The following is a 19,084-nucleotide window of genomic DNA, read 5'->3' as shown; positions in this document are numbered from 1 at the left end:
AGAAGCGAAAGCGCTTCCACTCTTTTTTAAGCGCACATACCTACACGGTATCACCCAACCTACAGAATCAAACGAGAAGTCACAGATTATCCTCGGTAGTTATATAAATATTTTTTCTACGCTTGTTCTTCCTATGTTTTTTAGATAAGAATAATAGGGATGAGAGGATAGCGATTCGATTTTCAGAAACAGGGGAAGTGGAAGGATTGAAATTCAGTTCCATTGCAAAAAAGGATATGTATATCCTTGCTCTCATGATGGTGACGGTCCCTTTGGCAGGGGAATTGAAGTTTTATCCCGTTAACGAGACATTCCGGATCAGCTTTGGCGCACCTACCTTTTTCTTTTTTCTGTTGTTGTTTCAAAATACTCCGGCCATTGTACCGGGGTTTTTGACTGGAATCGTCGTGGTAGGATTCCGTATCCTGCTCGATTTGGTGTCAAAAGCACCGTTTGAATTCTCTGCTTCACTCGAGGCACACTACTCCAGCTTTTTCTTTTACTTCACGTACTCGGTATTGTTTTATTTGGTGAAAATGGAACGCTTCCACAACCGGACTTTACTCATTGCATGCATCGGAATGGTCATCGAAGTGCTGTCAGACTTAATGGAACTATTCGTGCAGCAATGGGCATTCCATACGATGGTCACTTTGGCAGCTCTCCAGGAAATGATGGTCATCGCGCTTTCCCACAGCTTTATCGTCCTGAGCTTTTTGAACATGATGAAGCTCTACGAATCGCAATCGCGGGAAAGGCAGACGAGAATGCAGAATGAACATATGCTGCTGCTCATTTCCAATTTGTACGAGGAATCCGTTCATCTCAAAAAAACATTGCAAAACGCAGAAAACATCACGGTCAAATCCTTTGATTTATACCAAGGCTTGCAGGATATTCGCCACACCTCTCCTGCCATTTCAGATGAGTTTGTCAGGCAGGCGCTCATCATTTCAGGGGAAGTCCATGAGATCAAAAAAGATAACCAGCGCATTTTTGCAGGTCTGCTCAAGCTCATTTCCGAAGAGAGCATGACGGATTATATGGATATTCACCAGCTCGTGGAAATCATCGTCCGATCAAACAAGAAATATGCCGGGCTGCTAGGGAAAGACATTCATTTTGACAGCACGGTGAGAGGCGATCATCAAGCTTATCATGTGTTCACCGTGCTTTCGCTCATCAACAACATGGTAGCCAATGCGGTGGAGGCTATACAGAGGGAGGGCACGATTTCGATTGGAGTTGAGAGAGAAGAAGATTGGGTGATCATCAGGGTCAGCGACAATGGTCCTGGAGTATCTCCCAGACGGAAAAGATTGATCTTCAAGCCTGGCTTTACCACAAAGTACGATCGCTTGGGCAATCCTTCGACGGGAATTGGGCTATCCTACGTGAAAGAAATGGTAGAGCAACTCCAGGGCGATATTTCTGTACAGGATGGCGAAGGTGGAGAAGGAACGATTTTCCAGATTCGATTGCGGGTTGAACATTTCATGCAGAAAGAGTGATGCTTTCATGCTGTTTTATATCGTGGATGATGATGAAGCCGTTCGACTGATGTTGACCGAGATCATCGAAGACGAGGATTTGGGAGAGGTCGTGGGGGAAGCGGAGGACGGCTCATTTCTGGACGGGCACATGCTGACAATGAGAAATGTGGATATTTTGCTGATCGATTTACTCATGCCGACTCAGGACGGGATTGAAACCATCCGCAAGATAAGACCGTCGTTCAAGGGAAAGATCATCATGATCTCGCAGGTAGAATCGAAAGAGCTAATCGCCCAGGCTTACTCGCTGGGCAGTGAATACTACATCATCAAGCCTGTCAACAGGATCGAGGTGGTCACAATCATTCAAAAAGTGATCGAGAGGATTCGCTTGGAGAAATCGATCCAGGACATCCACAAATCTCTCCATGCCGTGTTTCCGCAGGACGAAGCGCCAGGGGGGAGGCAGAGTTCTTCAGACCTAAGACAGATCCGGGAGGCGGGTCAATTTCTCCTGTCCGAACTGGGGATCGCAGGCGACATCGGGAGCCACGATCTGCTGGATATCCTGGATTATCTCTATCAATTCGAACAAAAACATACGTTTAAAAGCGGGTTTCCTACCTTGAAGGAGATCTTTTTGGAGGTCACGCAGATGAAGCTCGGGCAAATAGTCGAGGAACAGCAAATGAACAAAGTGGTGAAGGCCTCTGAGCAGCGGGTGCGCCGGGCGATTTATCAGTCCTTGAATCACTTGGCTTCGCTTGGTCTCACGGATGTAACGAACTGGAAATTTGAAAAGTACGCGTCCCAATTCTTTGATTTCACCAGCGTGTGGAAAAGGATGGGGGAGCTGAAGGACCGCGCAGCTCCGTCTGGCTCGGCCATCCGTATCAACATGAAAAAGTTTATTCAGGCTTTTTATACAGAAGCGAAACGGATACATTTGGAAGGGTAATCCGGCTTTACTTTTTCATTGGTCCTGATGCCCCAAAATCCGTTATCTTCACATGAACGGAGTACGTTATCGGGACCGTGCTAAACGTATGGTCCCAATCTTTTTTTACCTGTTCCCACGTGCGCGGGTACTCGATTCGCAAGCGATTTCCAAAGCCTGCGACGTCCGCCTTGAACTGTTTTTGGATTTTGTTTGTTACGCTTTTCACCAGTTGCTGCACTTCGGCTTCCGTTGTCTGTTCCACTTTTTTTAGAAACCCTTGATCAAAAGGATCTCCGCTCGTCACCCATTTTTCTGATAGACGCCCCTCTGATTCGATGGTGACCTCAAAAGAAATCTTGTCTCCGTCTACCTTCGGCGTAATTGTGCTGTCCATGGTTTTGATTTCATAGACGAGAAGCTGGCCCGTCTTTTTGTCAAAGCTCTTTACCACGCCTCCTTTTCCCTTACCGGTTATCCATGTTAGGCCCTCCAGATCGCGCTCATCCAAGAAGCCTTCCCATTTCTTCGTCCTTCCTTTGATTACGGCTGCACCCGCGAATTTTACTTCTTTTTCAGACGAAACGAGATTTTGCAGGAGAAAGCTTGAGCCGGAGTTCATGTTGGTCGTTAATCGGGCAAGCGAAACGGGGGAGAAAAGTCTGGTGCTTCTATCTTCATTATCCGAGATCCCGATCAAATGCATCGCTGGCAGTTCCCCCTGTTTTTTTGATTCCAGTGCATCGAGAGCTTTATCTTTGCTGATGAACACCAGACAGCTTGGGCGTATCTCATTATCGCGCAAATTTTGATCCAGCAGATGATCCAAGCGATAGGTTCGGGCCAGCGCCTCGCTGATCACGATGACCTTTAGATGTGGACTGTACATCGGGCCGTCCTCTCGCAAGGCGAACTCCCGGATGATCTGGTGAATGGAATCGCCCGTTTCGGAAACATTTAAATAGGCTTTCTGCTGCGGGCCTGTAGAACTGACCTCCTTGCTTGACGATTTCGGGTTGATGAATTGGTAGGTCAAAGTGATCTTGTCAGTCTTCGGGTAGCCGCCTCCCTTTTTCTCCAGTTCTTGTTCAACTGGGGACGGATGAGCGAGATCCAGGGCCAAGCCGACACCCACCCCCATTTTGTCTATGTCATTGCTGCTCCAGCATGCTGTAAGAGAAACAAGCAGAAATACGTAAAGAAAGGCAAGTGGCAATCTCTTAGGGTGATGATTGGGCGTCAACGCGTTTCACCTTCCAGCGGGAGATGATCAAGAGGCAGAGCGGCAATACTCCAAACAGAAACAGAGCAGCATTGCCGACCATATCTCCGAGCGCAAATACTCCATTGATATCCTTTGGAGCCATGGCGATGATGTAGAGGAGAGGGAGCAATCCGTACTGAAACCGTCGTATCTTCTGGCCAAAAATCTGGGATAGCCCCAGGGAGGCAGCGTAGTAAGCGATAGAGAAGCTGGAAAAAATCTGCATGATCCATAGTACGAGCAGCAAGGATTCAAACCTCTCAAACAAAATTCCTGTCAGTTCAAAGCTCCGGATGAGATCAATGGTCGGCCAAGTCCTCGTGACGACGCCATCGATGGAGAAGGCTCCAACCACCATGACGACCGTGATCAGATAAAAGACCAACGGGAGGCTGATTCCTACCAGCACAGCTTTTGTGGCTTTGTTTGGCATTTTCATAAAGGCACAAAGGATTAGCATGATTTCAAAACCCGAATACGTAAGAGCCGTCGTCTTTAACCCCGCAAACACAGGCTGTATTCCCAAGCCTAGAACAGGGCGAAGGTAGTCGATCTCAAATATTTTCAGGCTTAAGAGAGAGACCAGCAGAAAGAAGAGGACGGTAATCGGCAAGATGATCTCGTATAGGCGTGCGATCGGCTGAATTCCACCCGTGACGAGATAGAAAGAGACCCACATGAAAGCCATCATGATGGCCCAGCTAGGGGTTCCTTCTAAGAGATAAAAAGTAGTGACTTCCGTCATCGATCGGACTTGAAGGGCAGCGGTCATGAGGAAGTAGCAGATGATCAACAAACCAAAGGCAGTGCCCAGCCATTTTCCTGCTATGTCCAGAATGTATTCAAAAAATGTTTTTTGTGGGAATCGCTGGCACAATTTGACGATGATGACTCCGGCGAGCATAGCGATCAGCCCCCCTAGAATGACCGTGATCCACACATCCGGTGTGTGCACTTTTTCCACAGAGGACCGGGGCAAGGTAAGGATGCCCGATCCCAGTATTAAATTAATGACAATCACCGCTGCTTGCGAGGTAGTCAGCAGATTTTTCTTACTGGCTATCACTGGGAATCACCTCCTTGCGATTGTCTAGCCTTTCCGTACAGGATCTTTGGTATGAAGCATGCCGGGGCGACGCTTCATCATTTTCAGAGGAAAACGGAAAAATAGATCTTTCCAATCCCTCAGCCGATAGGGGACAGCCGGGCTGACATAGGGAACACCGAAGCTCTCTAGCCGGACCAGATGACTGCACAGCAATAAAAAAAATAAAATCAGCCCGTACATGCCAAAGATTGCCGCTGAGATCATGGCCAAGAAGCGAATGATCCGCAGCGATATTCCCAGATTGTACGAGGGTATGGCAAAAGACGAGATGGCTGTTACTGCCACGACAATCACCATGATGGGGCTGACGATCCCAGCCTGCACGGCGGCTTGACCAATGATCAATCCGCCGACAATTCCCATGGCGGGACCTATTGGCTTGGGAAGACGTAGACCAGCTTCCCTCAAAATCTCGATGGAGATCTCCATAATCAGGGCTTCGAGCAGTGAAGGGAACGGTACGCTCTGTCTGGATTCGATGATGGAAATGACCAGCTTGGTAGGGATCAAACCTTGATGAAACGAGATAAAGGAAATATACAAAGCGGGTATCAGCATGGAAGCGAATGCGGTAAAAAATCGCAAGAAGCGGATGAACGTGCCCGGAATCCATCGTTCATAGTAGTCTTCCGGCGATTGCAGCAGCATGCTGAACGTAACAGGAACGATCAAGGCAAACGGCGATCCGTCCAGCAAAATCGCCACGCGCCCATCCAGCAATGCACTGATGACGCGGTCGGGACGCTCTGTGCTCTGTACTTGCGGAAAAGGGCTGAGGAAGTTGTCTTCGATCAATTGCTCGACATAACCGGACTCTGCCAGATAGTCCAAATTGATCGTGGATATTCGGTTTTTTACTTCTTCGACAAGGGCGGGATCGGCAATTTCTTTCATGTAGGCTATGACCAGCTCTTTTTTTACCCGCGATCCTACACGGAATTGGAGTATGAGTAAGTCACCGTTTTCACCGTGCTGCCGCAAGAGCGCGGTATTGTCGTCGAGCGATTCGGTAAAGCCAACTCTGGGGCCTCTGACCAAAGCCTCAGAGACCGGCTCTTCTATATTTCTAGTCTTTTTTTTCACCGTGTCCAGGAGATAAACGGCTGCTGATCCTTCTATCCATAACGCTGTGTAGCCTGCCAATACTTTTGGCTTCCACACCTTGACATCATTGGTTTCCATTCCACTACGGAAGGACAGAAACTGATTGGTTAGCTCATCAACAGAAACAGCATCCGTTTCAGAGAAAAGCTCTGCTTGATCATCCTTCAGTAGGAGGAATTGGCTAATATGTTGATCGATGAGGGTGTGATCCGACAGTCCAGACACATAGATCATGGCCGCATGAACGGCTGATTGCCCAAAGGAAAACTCGCGAATATGCACATCAGAATTTTGCCCGAGCTCCTGCCGGACAAGCTCCAGATCTTTTTGGTAATCGCCAGTGAACTTGAGAGAAGACAAAGGATTTGAGCCGGAATGATTTCCGTTTTTAGAATGGATTCTCTCCATGCTTCTGTGAAATGTCCACCTTGTCATTCACATCACTCTTCCATGGACGTATGAATCCATTTGATCATGCGTGAAATCAGGTACGGGACAAGAAAGACGATGAAGGCTTGCACAAGCACGGACCAGTCTGGAAGGCTGGCAAGAGTTGATTTCCACAAATTCCCCATCCTTTCCCTATTCAATACTTGCATCCATTATCGTCTGTTGGGAAAAAGGTTATACCAATTGTTTACGGTTCCAGAAATCTTGCGGCAAAGAACAAGAGAGTCGAGCCTAAAAGCTCGGCTTTTAATTTTCTAAAAAAGATTTGAAATGTTTAGACAATTGGGTATAATTAAAACAAAAAACAACTAAAAAACTGGAAAACAAACTAATTTATGTGGAATTAGTGTTGTGTTAACCGGAAGGGCACGTGGAGTGGGAGACTCGTGCAGGAAAAAAGGGAGGGTTAAGGATGAAAAAATGGTACGGCTCTTTCTTCGCAGGTGTATTGCTTCTAGCGGCACTCACAGGTTGTGGACAGTCTTCCAATCCAGCTTCCGGTGGCAAGGGCTCATCTGAACTGACCGTGTATACGGCTCTGGAGGATGACCAGCTCAAGGCATACGTCGGAGCATTTAACAAAGCTCATCCTGAAATCAAACTGAATATCGTCAGGGATTCGACAGGCGTCATTATTGCCAAGCTGATTGCGGAAAAGGACAACCCACAAGCTGACGTCGTCTGGGGAACGGCAGCAACCGAACTACTCGGGGCTGAAGCGCAGGGCGTCCTGGAAGGGTACTCGCCCAAAGGCATCGAGCGCATCGTTCCTGAGTTCAAGGACACCAAGGATCCTGCTCACTGGGTAGGCATTGACGCTTTCGAGACTGCGTTTGTCGTGAATACCAAGGAATTGGAAAAGCACAACCTGCCCGTTCCGCAGTCGTACGCCGATCTGATCAAGCCCGAGTATAAAGGGATGATCGTCATGCCAAATCCTTCCTCGTCCGGAACCGGCTTCTTTACTGTCTTTGCTTGGCTACAGCTTTCGGGAGATACCGAAGCTTGGAGCTACATGGATAAGCTTCACGAGAATATCGCTCTGTACACGCACTCTGGTTCCAAGCCGGCGAAAATGGCAGCTTCCGGAGAGTATCCGATCGGCATCTCCTTTGGCTATCGAGGAATTACTGAAAAGAAAAAGGGCGCACCACTTGAGATCGTATTTCCAAAAGAGGGCGCAGGCTGGGATGTGGAAGCCAATGCACTCGTGAAAAAGGCGCAAATCAAACCGGAAGCTAAAGTGTTCCTCGATTGGGCGATCTCCGATGAAGCGATGAAGGAGTACAACAAAAACTTCGCGATCATTACGTTACAAGACGCTGGCGGTGGCATTCCCGAAGGCTATACGAAAGAACCGAAGTCCCAGCTGATCAAAAATGACTTGATCCAGGCAGCAGCCGATCGATCCAAGATCCTAGGAGAATGGGATAAGCGCTACAGCACAAAGAGCGAGCCGAAGCAGTGAGTAATGACACGCAGTCACAGCCTCTTACACCAAGCATAAGGAAGAAGGGAGGAGCCGTATGACAAAGCCATATCTCAGCATTCAGGGAATCCGAAAAACCTTTGGCAAATTTGTAGCGCTCTCATCGATCGATATTGATATTCAAAAAAATGAATTCATCTGTCTGCTTGGCCCCAGCGGTTGCGGGAAGACGACATTGCTCCGCATCTTGGCTGGATTGGAGCAGCCCACTAGCGGGCGCATTCTCGTGGGTGACCGTGACATTACGACTCTCCCGCCTGCCAAACGAAACTTCGGGATGATGTTCCAATCCTACGCCCTCTTTCCCAATCTGACGGCAGCACAAAATATCGCGTACGGACTACTGTCGAAAAAATGGTCCAAGAAAGCCATCGAGGATAAAGTGCGGGAAGTGTTGGTGCTGATCGATTTGGAGCACATCCGTAACAAGTACCCATCTCAGCTCTCTGGCGGGCAACAGCAACGGGTCGCCTTGGCACGTGCGATCGCCTTGTCTCCTGATTTCTTGCTGTTGGATGAGCCGCTGTCTGCACTGGATGCCAAAGTCCGTCTCAAGCTGCGCAGGGAATTGCGCAGCTTGCATGAAAAAATCGGCATTACCACCATCATGGTGACGCACGATCAGGATGAAGCATTGACCATGGCGGATCGGATCGTGGTGATGAACAATGCGGAGGTCGTCCAGGTGGGTTCTCCACAGGAAGTGTACGAGCGGCCCAATAGCCCGTTTGTCGCTGATTTCGTAGGTTCAATCAATTTCCTCGAGGAGTCGGTATTCTGTGGTGGGACGATCAGTCAAGACAGACTCTTTGCGATCCGACCGGAAAACATCCACTTGATGGATCCCGCAGCCGAGTACAGTATCAAAGCGATTGTGCAGGACCTGGAGTTTCGTGGTTCGTTTTACCGCGTCACTCTGCAACTGGTCAATCAACAGAATGGTTTACTTCCGCAGCTGGTGACGATTGATCTGCCCGTCCACCAGACGCACCGGATGGGACTTTCTCGAAACAAGCAGGTAGCTTTTGAACTGCCGATGGAAAATCTGATTTCATTTGATCAGACAGCTGTGACGAAGAAGACGGGGAGTGGGTAAGCCGATGAGCACGCGAACCGTTCGCCAGAAAATGGGCAGGGATGAGTGGCTTCAGAAGATCCTCGTCAGCGGAATTGTCATCGTGCTTTTCATCAGTGTGTTATTGCCGCTCGGGGATTTGTTCAGTAGAGCGTTTATAAATGAAAGCGGCCAGTTCATCGGCCTTGCCAATTTCGTCAAATATTTTGCGACTCCAGCTCTCGTGCAGTCCTTCAGTAATACGATGTACGTCTCAGGAATTACTACAGTCTTGTCGGTGGCACTTGCGTTTCTGTACGCATTCGCGCTGACCCGCACAGATATGAAAGGAAAGGTGTTTTTCCGTTACGTCGCCTTGCTGCCGCTTTTTGCGCCTACGATGATGCATGGAATCGCGCTTACTTACTTGTTCGGCAATCAAGGCATTTTGACCACAGGCTTATTCGGGGCCTTACCGGGCTTTGACATGGAGCTGTATGGTCCATTGGGGATCATCCTGTCAGAAATCATTTACACCTTTCCGCAGGCCTACCTGATCATGGCCGTATCGCTCGCCTTTGCGGACTACAATCTGTACGAAGCGGCGGAGACCATGGGGGCAGGGAAGCTGCGCAAGTTCCTCACCGTCACCTTGCCAAACGTCAAATACGGGTTGGTCAGCGCCATCTTTGTCTGTTTCACCTTGAGCTTTACTGATTTCGGAGCACCCAAGGTAGTAGGCGGCCAATTCAACGTACTGGCTACGGACATTTACAAGCAGGTGATCGGTCAGCAAAACACAACAATGGGCGCGACAGTAGGCATGATCTTGATACTCCCGGCGATCCTCGCCTTTATCGTGGACCGCATTGTGGAGCGCAAGCAAAATTCCTCCGTCTCCGCTAAATCCACGCCGTACAAAATTACGTCACAGCGTGGACGGGATACTGCTTTCTTCGTTTACTGCTCCGTGATCACGGCATCGATCTTTGTGATGTTGGGTACGGTGATCTTCGCTTCACTGGTCAAAGTGTGGCCATATGATCTGACGGTTACCCTTACGCACTACGACTTCTCCAAGGTGGCAGGAGAAGGGCTGCAACCTTTTTGGAACAGCCTACTCGTTTCCTTCTACAGCGCAGTAGTGGGCACGGTCATCACGTTTATCAATGCGTACTTGATTGAAAAGACGCGCTTCATGAAAGGGTTGCGGCAGGTAGGGTACTTCCTTTCCATATTGCCGCTCGCCTTGCCGGGGCTCGTGATTGGTCTCGCCTACATCTTTTTCTTCAATCATCCGGATAATCCGCTGAACTGGATGTATGGCTCGATCCTGATTTTGGTGTTGGCCAATCTCATTCACTTTTACGCCGTTCCGTTCATCTCGGCAACGACCGCGCTGAAAAAACTGGACAAAGAATTCGAGCTCGCATCTGAATCGATGGGTGTTCCGTTCTACGTCACGTTTTGGCGGGTGACGGTGCCGATGTCGCTGCCAGCCATCCTGGAGAATGCCGTCTATTACTTTATCAACTCGATGGTGACCATCTCTGCTGTCGTCTTTCTTTACTCGGCCGATTTCAAATTGGCATCCGTATCCATCGTCAATATGGATGATGCAGGTGACGTGGCTCCAGCTGCTGCCATGTCCGTACTGATCGTTCTGACGAATATCGTGGTGCGGATCGTGTATGAGATCGGGACGAAGAAATGGCGAGAGAGGACAGGGGCATGGCAAAAAAGATAAAGGTGGGGAGTGTAATGATTCAAGCAGTGATCTTTGACTGGGCTGGAACAACCGTTGACTATGGATGCTTCGCGCCCCTCGATGTCTTTTTGGAGGTGTTTAAAAAGCGGGGGATCGAGGTCACCCATGAGGAAGCCCGGGAGCCGATGGGAATGCTCAAATGGGATCACATCGACACGATGCTGCAGATGGAGCGGGTCGCGAATTTGTGGAAAGACAAATTTGGCAGACTCCCTGAGAAAAAAGACGTGGATATGCTGTATGCCGATTTCGAGCCGATGTTGTTTTCCATCCTGAAAAACTATACGTCGCCTATCCCAGGTGTGCTGGAATTGGTTGGACGATTACGGGCAGCTGGAATCAAAATCGGTTCGACCACCGGATACACAGCTGAAATGATGGCTGTCGTGGCTCCAGAGGCCAAAAAGAAAGGCTATGCGCCTGATTCGATGGTCACACCGAGTGAGATGCCGGCTGGGCGCCCTTTCCCGTGGATGTGCTACCAAAACGCGATCAATCTCGATGTTCACCCGATGAAGCACATCATCAAGGTGGGGGATACGACCAGCGACATTAAGGAAGCGGTGGCTGCGGGTGCATGGGCAGTGGGGGTGATCAAAGGAAGCAGCGAGCTCGGCATGACCGAGCGAGAGGTGCTGGATTGTGACCCCGACGTGTTATTTGACAAGATGGAGGCAGTAACCAAAAGATTCAAGGCCGTCGGCGCCGATTATGTGATCGAATCCATCGGAGAGCTGGATACACTCATTCCGAAAATCAACCTGCGCCTGGCGCAAAAGGAGAGATAACGATGAAACTCACCCAATTGCCTGACAATCCGTACCTCTTGCTGACTCCGGGACCACTGTCGACCTCCAAGGGAGTAAAGGCGGCCATGCTGCGTGACTGGTGCACCTGGGACAACGAGTACAACGATCTGGTCCAGGTGATCCGCCGAAAGCTGATTGGTTTGGCCGGTGCTAACCACGACGACTACACCGCTGTGCTCATGCAGGGTAGCGGCAGTTTTTCCGTAGAATCGGTAGTCGGCTCAGTGGTTCCGGCAGACGGAAAGCTGGTGGTTTTGACCAATGGGGCTTATGGGAATCGTCTCGCTCAAATGGCACAGGTGTTGAAAATCGATACGCAGGTGCTCGACTTTGGGGAAGTATCCCCCGCAGAGGCTGGCAAATTACGCGAGACTCTGGAGAACGATCCGCAAATCACGCACGTCGCAGTCGTCCATTGTGAAACGACAACCGGCATGCTCAACCCGATCGAGGAAGTCGCCAAAGTGGCAAAAGAGTCCGGCAAGTTATTGATTGTCGATGCGATGAGCAGCTTTGGCGGGATCGCAATCGATGTGGCAGGTCTGGGTATCGACTTTTTGATCAGCAGTGCCAATAAATGCATTCAGGGTGTGCCCGGCTTTGGATTTATATTGGCCAAGACAGAAGAACTGAAAAAATGCAAGGGCCAGGCGCGATCGCTTTCGCTGGATTTGTACGATCAGTGGGAAACGATGGAAAAGCATAACGGCAAGTGGCGGTACACATCTCCTACACACGTCGTTCGTGCCTTCTATCAGGCACTGGTGGAGTTGGAAGAGGAAGGCGGCGTGGAAAAGCGTCAAGTGAGGTATCGTGAGAATCAGCGCACGTTAGTCGAAGGAATGGAGCGGCTCGGTTTTTCTACACTGCTGACTCGAGAGTGGCAGTCGCCAATCATTACATCTTTTTACTTCCCAGATAGTCCGGCATTTACGTTTGCAGCCTTTTACGAGCGATTGAAAAAAGAAGGCTTCGTCATCTATCCAGGCAAAATCTCCGTGGCAGATACGTTCCGGATCGGCAATATCGGTGAGGTCTACCCGCATGACATGAAACGGCTCGTGCAGGCTGTCGAACAAAACATGTTCTGGTAGTTCCCTATGTCTCTAGCAGGCGAAGAACGTAAAGACCTCATCATCGATCTTCTCAACTCACGAGGCAAAGTCAGAACGAGCGAGCTAGTAGATAAATTGCAAGTCTCCTCGGAAACGATTCGCCGTTATTTGGAGGAGCTCGAGCAGGATAAGAGGCTCAAGCGGGTGTACGGCGGAGCGATCAAGATTCATTTTGATCGGGAAGAACCTTCTCACCTGACGCGGGAAGTAGCCTTTGCGGATGAGAAAAAGCGTATCGCCCGTACCGCAGCAAGTCTTGTGCAGGACAACGAAGTGGTGCTGATCGACGACGGAACGACGACGATGCACATGCTCCCGTATTTGCTCAGCCGCAAGAATCTATGCTTCATCACCATCTCGGTGCCAGCGTTAAATCTCTTGATGGACTACCAAAACAAAGGGATGCTGAGCGCAGAGGTGTACTTCATCGGAGGGAAAGTGCAGTCCAAACACTTTCGCTCAGTAGGCACGCTTGCCGAAAAAATGATGCAAGACTTTTTCGTCGACAAGTCCTTCCTCTCGATCGACGGTATTCAGGCTCAGTACGGCATCTCTAGTTATGACGCGGAGAAAGCAATGCTTGCCAAACGGTTCATCGAGAATGCAAAGGAGACGATTGTGCTCACGGATCACTCCAAGATTGGCATCAGCACGTTTTACAAGATCACTGACCTGAAAGAAACGGATGTCGTCGTCAGTGACGTGCCTTCCCCAAAAGAATGGGATAGTGAGCTGGAAGCAAAAGGCGTGAATTGGATAGTAGCAGAGTGATGACCGGGGCATCAGGGAAGCCCTCTATTTTTCGCAAGAAGTCACAACTAAAATCAATGAAAACAACTGAAGTACAGAAAAAATCCTGATATTTCTTGTTTTAACGAAAGTGTCGGAGAAAGGTGGATACCACATGCTCGAAAATGGCTACGCCTTGGGAATGATCGAGACGCTAGGATTCCCCGCCCTTGTCGCTGCTACAGATGCTGCTGCCAAAGCAGCGGATGTCCGTTGTGTGACGTACCAGGGAGCCGATGCGGGGATCGTCACGATTTACATTGTAGGAGATGTTGCCTCTGTGACGGCAGCCGTCTCCGTGGGAGAGGCAGAAGCGAGAAGGGTAGGGCGGCTTCTCTACTCCCGCGTCATCCCGCGGCCAGAGCGAAGTGTCATGCAAATGATTCTGCAGCAGCTGGAAAAAGAAAAAGGTAAACAAACAGCAAAAGCAGCAAGCAAACCCAAAACTAGCAATCCGGCAACGACTACGCAAACAAGCAAGGAGGAATAGACATGGGAGACGCATTGGGCATGGTGGAAACGAAGGGCTTGATCGGTGCTGTGGAAGCAGCGGATGCGATGGTCAAGGCTGCGAATGTCAAGCTGATTGGGAAGGTGCATGTAGGCGGTGGTCTCGTGACCGTCATGGTTCGCGGAGACGTAGGAGCGGTGAAAGCATCGACAGACTCTGGCGCAGCGGCAGCGGAAAAAGTGGGAGAGCTTGTCTCCGTCCATGTCATCCCGCGCCCTCACTCGGATATCGAGCTGATTCTGCCCAAACTCGAGCAATCGTAAATTCAACCGCCGAACATATCGCAAGACTCGTAAACGGCTGAGAAGAGGTGACAGTATATCGTGATGCTAGATAGAGATTTGCAATCAGTCCAGGAAGTACGCCAATGTCTGGCGCAAGCCACAGGTGCGCAAAAACAGCTGCAATCCATGTCGCAAAGGCAGATTGATCAGATCGTACAAGGCATGGCCGAGACCGCGCAATCGGAAGCGGGTCGCCTGGCTGCACTCGCCGTAGAGGAAACCGGCTATGGACGAATTGCAGATAAAACGGTGAAGAATTTGTTCGCCGCAAACGATGTCTATCAATCGATCAAAGACAAGAAAACAGTTGGGATCATTCGGCGTGATGAGCAAAAACGTGTTTGGGAGATCGCGCAGCCAGTGGGAGTCATCGCAGGGATCGTGCCCTCTACCAACCCTACCTCGACTGTGATTTTCAAAGCACTCATTTCCGTGAAGGCGGGCAACGCCATCGTCTTCAGCCCACATCCCCAAGCGGCAAAGTGCACGAAGGAAGCGGCGGTACTCATGCAGGCAGCGGCCGAGCGTGCAGGTGCACCAGCCGGATTGATCTCTTGCATTACGGAGCCTACATTGGCTGCCTCACAGGAGCTGATGAAGCACAGCAAAACGGATGTCATCCTGGCCACTGGTGGGACGGCAATGGTAAAAGCCGCCTATAGCTCAGGCAAGCCTGCATTTGGGGTCGGACCTGGCAACGTGCCGGTATACATCCACGCCAGTGCGGATATCGGAAGGGCTATCCGCCAAACGATTCAGAGCAAAACGTTTGATTACGGTACGATTTGCGCATCCGAGCAGGCATTGGTGATAGACAAATCGATTAAGCGAAAAGTCATTGCCGAGCTGAAGCAGCAAGGGGCCTATTTCCTCGATGACCATGAGCGAAAGCGGGTAGCGGCTATCATCCTGAAAGCGGGGGGACTCAATCCCGCCATTGTTGGGAAATCGCCGCAAGCGATAGCCGAGCTTGCAGGTATTCTGGTTCCGAAAGACGCCAAGCTGTTGATTGCCGAAGAGAGCGAAATCGGCATGGCGTATCCGTTTTCCATCGAAAAGCTGGCTCCCATTCTCGCTTTGTACACGGCTAGTGACACGGCAGAAGCGAGCAGCATTTGCACACGACTGCTGGAGCTTGGTGGATTAGGACATACCATCGGCTTGCATTGTGAGGATACACAGGTGATCGAGAGGTTCGTGCTGGATAAACCGGCTTCCCGAATCGTCGTCAACTCGGGCACGACCTTCGGAGGAATCGGCGCCACTACGGGCATCGCCCCTTCGCTCACACTGGGCTGTGGCTCGTATGGCAACAATGTGACGTCGGACAATATCGGACCCGAACATCTTTTCAATATCAAGCGCGTCGCTTTTGGATTGCGTGAGATGGAGCTGGGAAATGCTCCGGTTGCAGCACCATCGACTAGCTCCACAGCGGCTCCAGCAGCGATCAGCAGGGACGAAATCGCCCAGATTATCAAGAGTGTATTACTAGAATTACAGTCTACCAATCGGTAAGGAGGCATAAAGAATGGCAGGAGAAATGGGAGCACTGGGAATGGTAGAAACAAAAGGATTGATCGGAGCGGTCGAGGCGGCCGACGCCATGGTGAAGGCAGCCAATGTCAAGCTGATTGGAAAAGTGCACGTAGGCGGTGGCTTGGTAACCGTTATGGTACGCGGGGATGTGGGAGCGGTAAAAGCGTCGACCGATGCAGGCGCAGCAGCGGCGGAAAAAGTGGGAGAATTGAAATCCGTGCATGTCATCCCACGTCCGCATTCGGATATCGAGCTGATCTTGCCCAAGCTGGAAGGGTAATGGTCTAGCCTATGGCTTTGATCACGGAAACAGCATTGCGGGCCATGCTACGATCTGGGATTCCCAATCCTTATCTTGTCCGCGCCGATGACAAATTCACCCCGGCAGCCATCGATTTTCTAAAGGGGAGAGGGATCAAAGTGGAAGCTTTTCAATCGTCAGATACCTTTTCGCCGAAGTGCGAAAGCCCAATTGAGCTCAGTATCCCGGTTGGCGTATCCAACCGTCATGTTCACTTGTCCCAGGAAGATGTCGAGAATTTGTTTGGGGTTGGCTACCAGCTGACCCCGCTACGACCTCTCTCTCAGCCTGGACAATTCGCAGCAAAGGAGACGGTAACGCTCCTCGGCCCAAAAGGGAACATCAAAGGAGTACGTATACTCGGACCTGCGCGAGGATCCAGCCAGGTGGAAATATCCAAAACGGATGGATATACGCTCGGTATTCATCCGCCGATCAGAGTGTCTGGCTCTCTGGAGGGAACACCTGGCGTCACTCTCATTGGGCCGAGCGGCTTCGTATCACTCCCAAACGGGGTGATTGTGGCGAAATGTCATGTTCACATGTCTGATGCAGAGGCTCGTACGTCAGGCGTTGAGGATGGCGACAATCTGATCTTGCAGATGAGAGGGGAACGCTCTCTCATCTTTCCAGATGTGACCGTGCGGGTCAGTCCCCGATATGCATTGGACTTTCACATCGACCTGGACGAAGCCAACGCAGCGAATCTGTCTACGGGTGATCAGGTGCACCTGGTCGGGAAGAACGGCAATTGGTTTTCCACAACAGGGAGGTGGTAGACGTGGATGTCCGCCAGATGATCGAGTCCATCACACGGGAAATTTTGCAGTCGATGAGCATTCCCCAGGAGAATAAGCCGAAATGGCTGTTCATCTTTTGTGACAGCACGGCGCATGAGTCGTTTGCCGATCAGTTTATCGCCCTGCAAAATCACGGAATCTGCCATGACCTTCTGTTTTTAGATGGGGAGACCTCCTCTTGGCTGGGTATGCATTGCATTGAGTGCACAGGGGCAGGCAAGATCATCGCGACAGACGAGTATGCGCCTGCTCCGCTGGAGTTGCCAAAAGAATACGACGGGATCGTGATCCCGGAAATCGATCTGGACAATGCGGCACGGGTGGTCGCTGGGTTAAAGGGGACCATCAAGGCCGAAATCATTTTCTCTGCACTCGTATTGGGCAAACCTGTCTTGGTGGGAGAAGACGTGCCTGGCATGAAACGCTCCGACCGACGTTGCCTCAAGACCTTAACCTTGCCGGGGCCGTACCAGAAGCTTTTTCAACGTCATGTGATCGAGATGAAGGAGCTAGGCATCGAATTCGCTGCGCAAAAAGAATTGGCAGCGTCCATCATCCGTAAGAGTCGGGCGAGTCAGCAGGCAACGGCACTCGCACTTCCCCATCAGGATACGCAAGGCCAACAACCCGCAGCGGTGAAACTGCTCACAGCAGACTGGGTGAAATCACAATCAGACTTTCCCGATCAGAAGCTGGTCCTGCGACAGGGAGCGATCGTCTCTCCTCTGGCGATAGACTTACTCAAAGAGAAAGGGATCGCTGTCCACTATGTGCGATAAAGGGGGAGCGCCATGTTTTTGGGAAAAGTGATCGGCAGTGTCTGGTCCACACAAAAAGAAGAGGGCATGGAGAATTTGAAGCTGCTGGTTGTCCAGCCCATTGACTGGAACGAAAAAGAGGGTGGACGAACGGTGATTGCGGCAGACCGCATCGGAGCGGGTTTTGGTGAGAAGGTCATCGTTTCTTCGGGCACTCCTGCGCGGATCATTTTTCACAATAAGATGGTCCCCATCGATGCCGTCATCGTAGGAATTGTGGACTCTTATGAAGTTACACAAGAGACATAAGAAGAAATCAGGTGTAGTCTATACAAGACTACACCTTTTGCCATTTACTCGACCGTCGTGACGATCGCTTCCACTTCGATTTCAACTAGCAACTCGGGCTCGATCAGTGCCTTGACTTCGACCATCGTCGCAACTGGTTGAATGTTCCGGAAAAATTCGCCGTGCGCTTTCCCGATCTCTTCCCATTTGGATATATCCGTGACGAACATTCTCGTTCTTACCACGTGGGAGAGATCCGCGCCCAGCTCGTGCAAGGCCTTTTCGATCGTCTGCAAAATAAATTTCGTTTGTTCATACGGATCTCCGACGCCAACCACTGCTCCGTCTTTCATGGCAGTAGTTCCGGCTACTTCGATCTTGTCACCGACTCGAATGGCCCGGCAATAGCCGACGACTGGCTCCCAGGGAGACCCAGTAAATACTTGCGTTCGGTTCAAAAGAATCCACTCCTCTTTCATAGGAAGTTTGTACCTACTGTTATTTATCCGTTTGTTTCCTCAGAAGATCAAGCATTAGTTTCAGGCTGTCGAGAAAGTGGCTGCTGTGTGGAGACGCCTGTTTCCATTCTCCGCTCCGGGCTACGTCCTGCAGGGGAGTCTAGACTGTCCGCTCCACCATGATCCCGAGGGAATCGCCAAACGGAGCGCAGCTACGAAGGTTATTCATAGATAGCGATTCTGTTGCCGCGGGATTCATGGCTACGCTGAGTGGGACTCCGCGAGTCGCTCCGCCTGGAAACATGCTTCTCTTGCGAACGGAGCCTGCTCATCGGGCTTTTCTAAAACCTTTTGGGACACGCCAAAAAATAAAGGAACCTTTCTCTTTAGAATCGCTTTCACGATTTATGCTAGCCGCGATCTTTATACCCAAAAATCATGAAATAAAAGTAAATCCCGAAATGCATGAGGTTTCTCAACGCTCTTATTACTTTTTTACCTTCGCCTTTTTCTGTCCCAGCACTACAATCTCCGAGCGACCGCCAAAAACGAGAATGCCTTTAACAAGTCCAGAAAAGACACGCTCAACCCAAACAGCTGTCCAGGAAAAAGGCGAAATGGAGATGTTCGGGGCACAGCCCAGGTGGAACGGAAAAAGCGGAACACGCTTGAGCGTCCACCTCTGAGTGGCATCCGTGAATCGTCTACTTTGGACGCCGTTCCGCTTTTGGAGTGGAACCGTACGGGGATGACCTCGAAGCAAGT

The 19,084-nt window shown here is 50.4% G+C and carries 19 protein-coding genes; 15 read left to right on the top strand and 4 right to left on the bottom strand.

The window, feature by feature from the left end; genetic code table 11:
- Positions 1 to 254: 254 nt before the first annotated feature.
- Entirely contained in the window at positions 255 to 1,511 is a 1,257-nt protein-coding gene (locus tag AN963_RS12830) for a sensor histidine kinase (RefSeq protein ID WP_083496988.1), read from the top strand.
- 7 nt (positions 1,512 to 1,518) lie between these two features.
- Positions 1,519 to 2,451 (top strand): response regulator, encoded by a 933-nt coding sequence (locus AN963_RS12825; protein ID WP_055744975.1) that lies wholly within the window; start codon positions 1,519 to 1,521, stop codon positions 2,449 to 2,451.
- A gap of 7 nt (positions 2,452 to 2,458) precedes the next feature.
- Here the strand turns inward: AN963_RS12825 and AN963_RS12820 are convergent, their stop codons facing one another.
- Genes AN963_RS12820 through AN963_RS12810 form a run of 3 tightly spaced genes read right to left on the bottom strand, consistent with a single transcriptional unit; the run spans position 2,459 to position 6,341 of the window.
- Positions 2,459 to 3,673, bottom strand: coding sequence for a Ger(x)C family spore germination protein (locus AN963_RS12820; protein ID WP_083496925.1), 1,215 nt, complete (start codon positions 3,671 to 3,673; stop codon positions 2,459 to 2,461).
- The gene (locus AN963_RS12815) at positions 3,651 to 4,760 is read right to left on the bottom strand and encodes a spore germination protein (RefSeq protein WP_055744974.1); all 1,110 of its coding nucleotides are present in this window, start codon (positions 4,758 to 4,760) and stop codon (positions 3,651 to 3,653) included. Before AN963_RS12815 ends, AN963_RS12820 begins: the two co-directional genes overlap by 23 nt.
- Positions 4,761 to 4,784: 24 nt before the next feature.
- Positions 4,785 to 6,341: a spore germination protein gene (locus tag AN963_RS12810; RefSeq protein ID WP_055744973.1), complete on the bottom strand. Its 1,557-nt coding sequence runs from the start codon at positions 6,339 to 6,341 to the stop codon at positions 4,785 to 4,787.
- A gap of 427 nt (positions 6,342 to 6,768) precedes the next feature.
- Between AN963_RS12810 and AN963_RS12805 the strand changes: the two genes are divergently transcribed.
- The 13 genes from AN963_RS12805 (at position 6,769) to AN963_RS12745 (ending at position 17,882) form a co-directional block, all read left to right on the top strand.
- A complete protein-coding gene (locus AN963_RS12805; protein ID WP_055744972.1) occupies positions 6,769 to 7,824 on the top strand; it encodes a putative 2-aminoethylphosphonate ABC transporter substrate-binding protein in 1,056 nt (351 codons plus the stop codon).
- A 58-nt stretch (positions 7,825 to 7,882) separates the two neighbouring features.
- On the top strand, positions 7,883 to 8,941 hold the full coding sequence (locus AN963_RS12800; protein WP_055744971.1) for a putative 2-aminoethylphosphonate ABC transporter ATP-binding protein: 1,059 nt from the start codon (positions 7,883 to 7,885) through the stop codon (positions 8,939 to 8,941).
- A 4-nt stretch (positions 8,942 to 8,945) separates the two neighbouring features.
- Positions 8,946 to 10,646, top strand: coding sequence for a putative 2-aminoethylphosphonate ABC transporter permease subunit (locus tag AN963_RS12795; protein ID WP_055744970.1), 1,701 nt, complete (start codon positions 8,946 to 8,948; stop codon positions 10,644 to 10,646).
- A 14-nt stretch (positions 10,647 to 10,660) separates the two neighbouring features.
- Positions 10,661 to 11,455: a phosphonoacetaldehyde hydrolase gene (gene phnX / locus AN963_RS12790; RefSeq protein ID WP_083496987.1), complete on the top strand. Its 795-nt coding sequence runs from the start codon at positions 10,661 to 10,663 to the stop codon at positions 11,453 to 11,455.
- 2 nt (positions 11,456 to 11,457) lie between these two features.
- Positions 11,458 to 12,570 (top strand): 2-aminoethylphosphonate--pyruvate transaminase, encoded by a 1,113-nt coding sequence (gene phnW, locus AN963_RS12785; protein WP_055744969.1) that lies wholly within the window; start codon positions 11,458 to 11,460, stop codon positions 12,568 to 12,570.
- Between the two features lie 6 nt (positions 12,571 to 12,576).
- Positions 12,577 to 13,362 (top strand): DeoR/GlpR family DNA-binding transcription regulator, encoded by a 786-nt coding sequence (locus AN963_RS12780; RefSeq protein ID WP_055744968.1) that lies wholly within the window; start codon positions 12,577 to 12,579, stop codon positions 13,360 to 13,362.
- A gap of 133 nt (positions 13,363 to 13,495) precedes the next feature.
- Positions 13,496 to 13,870, top strand: a complete 375-nt coding sequence (locus AN963_RS12775) for a BMC domain-containing protein (protein WP_055744967.1) — start codon at positions 13,496 to 13,498, stop codon at positions 13,868 to 13,870.
- Between the two features lie 2 nt (positions 13,871 to 13,872).
- A complete protein-coding gene (locus tag AN963_RS12770; protein WP_055744966.1) occupies positions 13,873 to 14,154 on the top strand; it encodes a BMC domain-containing protein in 282 nt (93 codons plus the stop codon).
- Positions 14,155 to 14,214: 60 nt separating this feature from the next.
- The gene (locus AN963_RS12765; RefSeq protein WP_083496924.1) at positions 14,215 to 15,693 is read left to right on the top strand and encodes an acetaldehyde dehydrogenase (acetylating); all 1,479 of its coding nucleotides are present in this window, start codon (positions 14,215 to 14,217) and stop codon (positions 15,691 to 15,693) included.
- Between the two features lie 13 nt (positions 15,694 to 15,706).
- The gene (locus AN963_RS12760) at positions 15,707 to 15,994 is read left to right on the top strand and encodes a BMC domain-containing protein (protein WP_055744965.1); all 288 of its coding nucleotides are present in this window, start codon (positions 15,707 to 15,709) and stop codon (positions 15,992 to 15,994) included.
- An 11-nt stretch (positions 15,995 to 16,005) separates the two neighbouring features.
- Positions 16,006 to 16,794 carry a phosphate propanoyltransferase gene (pduL, locus tag AN963_RS12755; protein WP_055744964.1) on the top strand — a complete coding sequence of 263 codons (789 nt, stop codon included), beginning with the start codon at positions 16,006 to 16,008 and terminating at the stop codon, positions 16,792 to 16,794.
- A 2-nt stretch (positions 16,795 to 16,796) separates the two neighbouring features.
- Positions 16,797 to 17,594 (top strand): hypothetical protein, encoded by a 798-nt coding sequence (locus AN963_RS12750; RefSeq protein ID WP_055744963.1) that lies wholly within the window; start codon positions 16,797 to 16,799, stop codon positions 17,592 to 17,594.
- Between the two features lie 12 nt (positions 17,595 to 17,606).
- Positions 17,607 to 17,882 (top strand): EutN/CcmL family microcompartment protein, encoded by a 276-nt coding sequence (locus tag AN963_RS12745; RefSeq protein ID WP_055744962.1) that lies wholly within the window; start codon positions 17,607 to 17,609, stop codon positions 17,880 to 17,882.
- Between the two features lie 44 nt (positions 17,883 to 17,926).
- On the opposite strand, the gene AN963_RS12740 is transcribed toward AN963_RS12745, so the two are convergent.
- A complete protein-coding gene (locus AN963_RS12740; protein WP_083496923.1) occupies positions 17,927 to 18,319 on the bottom strand; it encodes a RidA family protein in 393 nt (130 codons plus the stop codon).
- Positions 18,320 to 19,084 lie beyond the last annotated feature (765 nt).

It is taken from the genome of Brevibacillus choshinensis, from assembly GCF_001420695.1.
GTDB classification, from domain to species: domain Bacteria; phylum Bacillota; class Bacilli; order Brevibacillales; family Brevibacillaceae; genus Brevibacillus; species Brevibacillus choshinensis.
The sequence above is the reverse complement of the archived record's forward strand: the minus strand, read 5'-3'. Positions and strand labels throughout refer to the sequence as shown.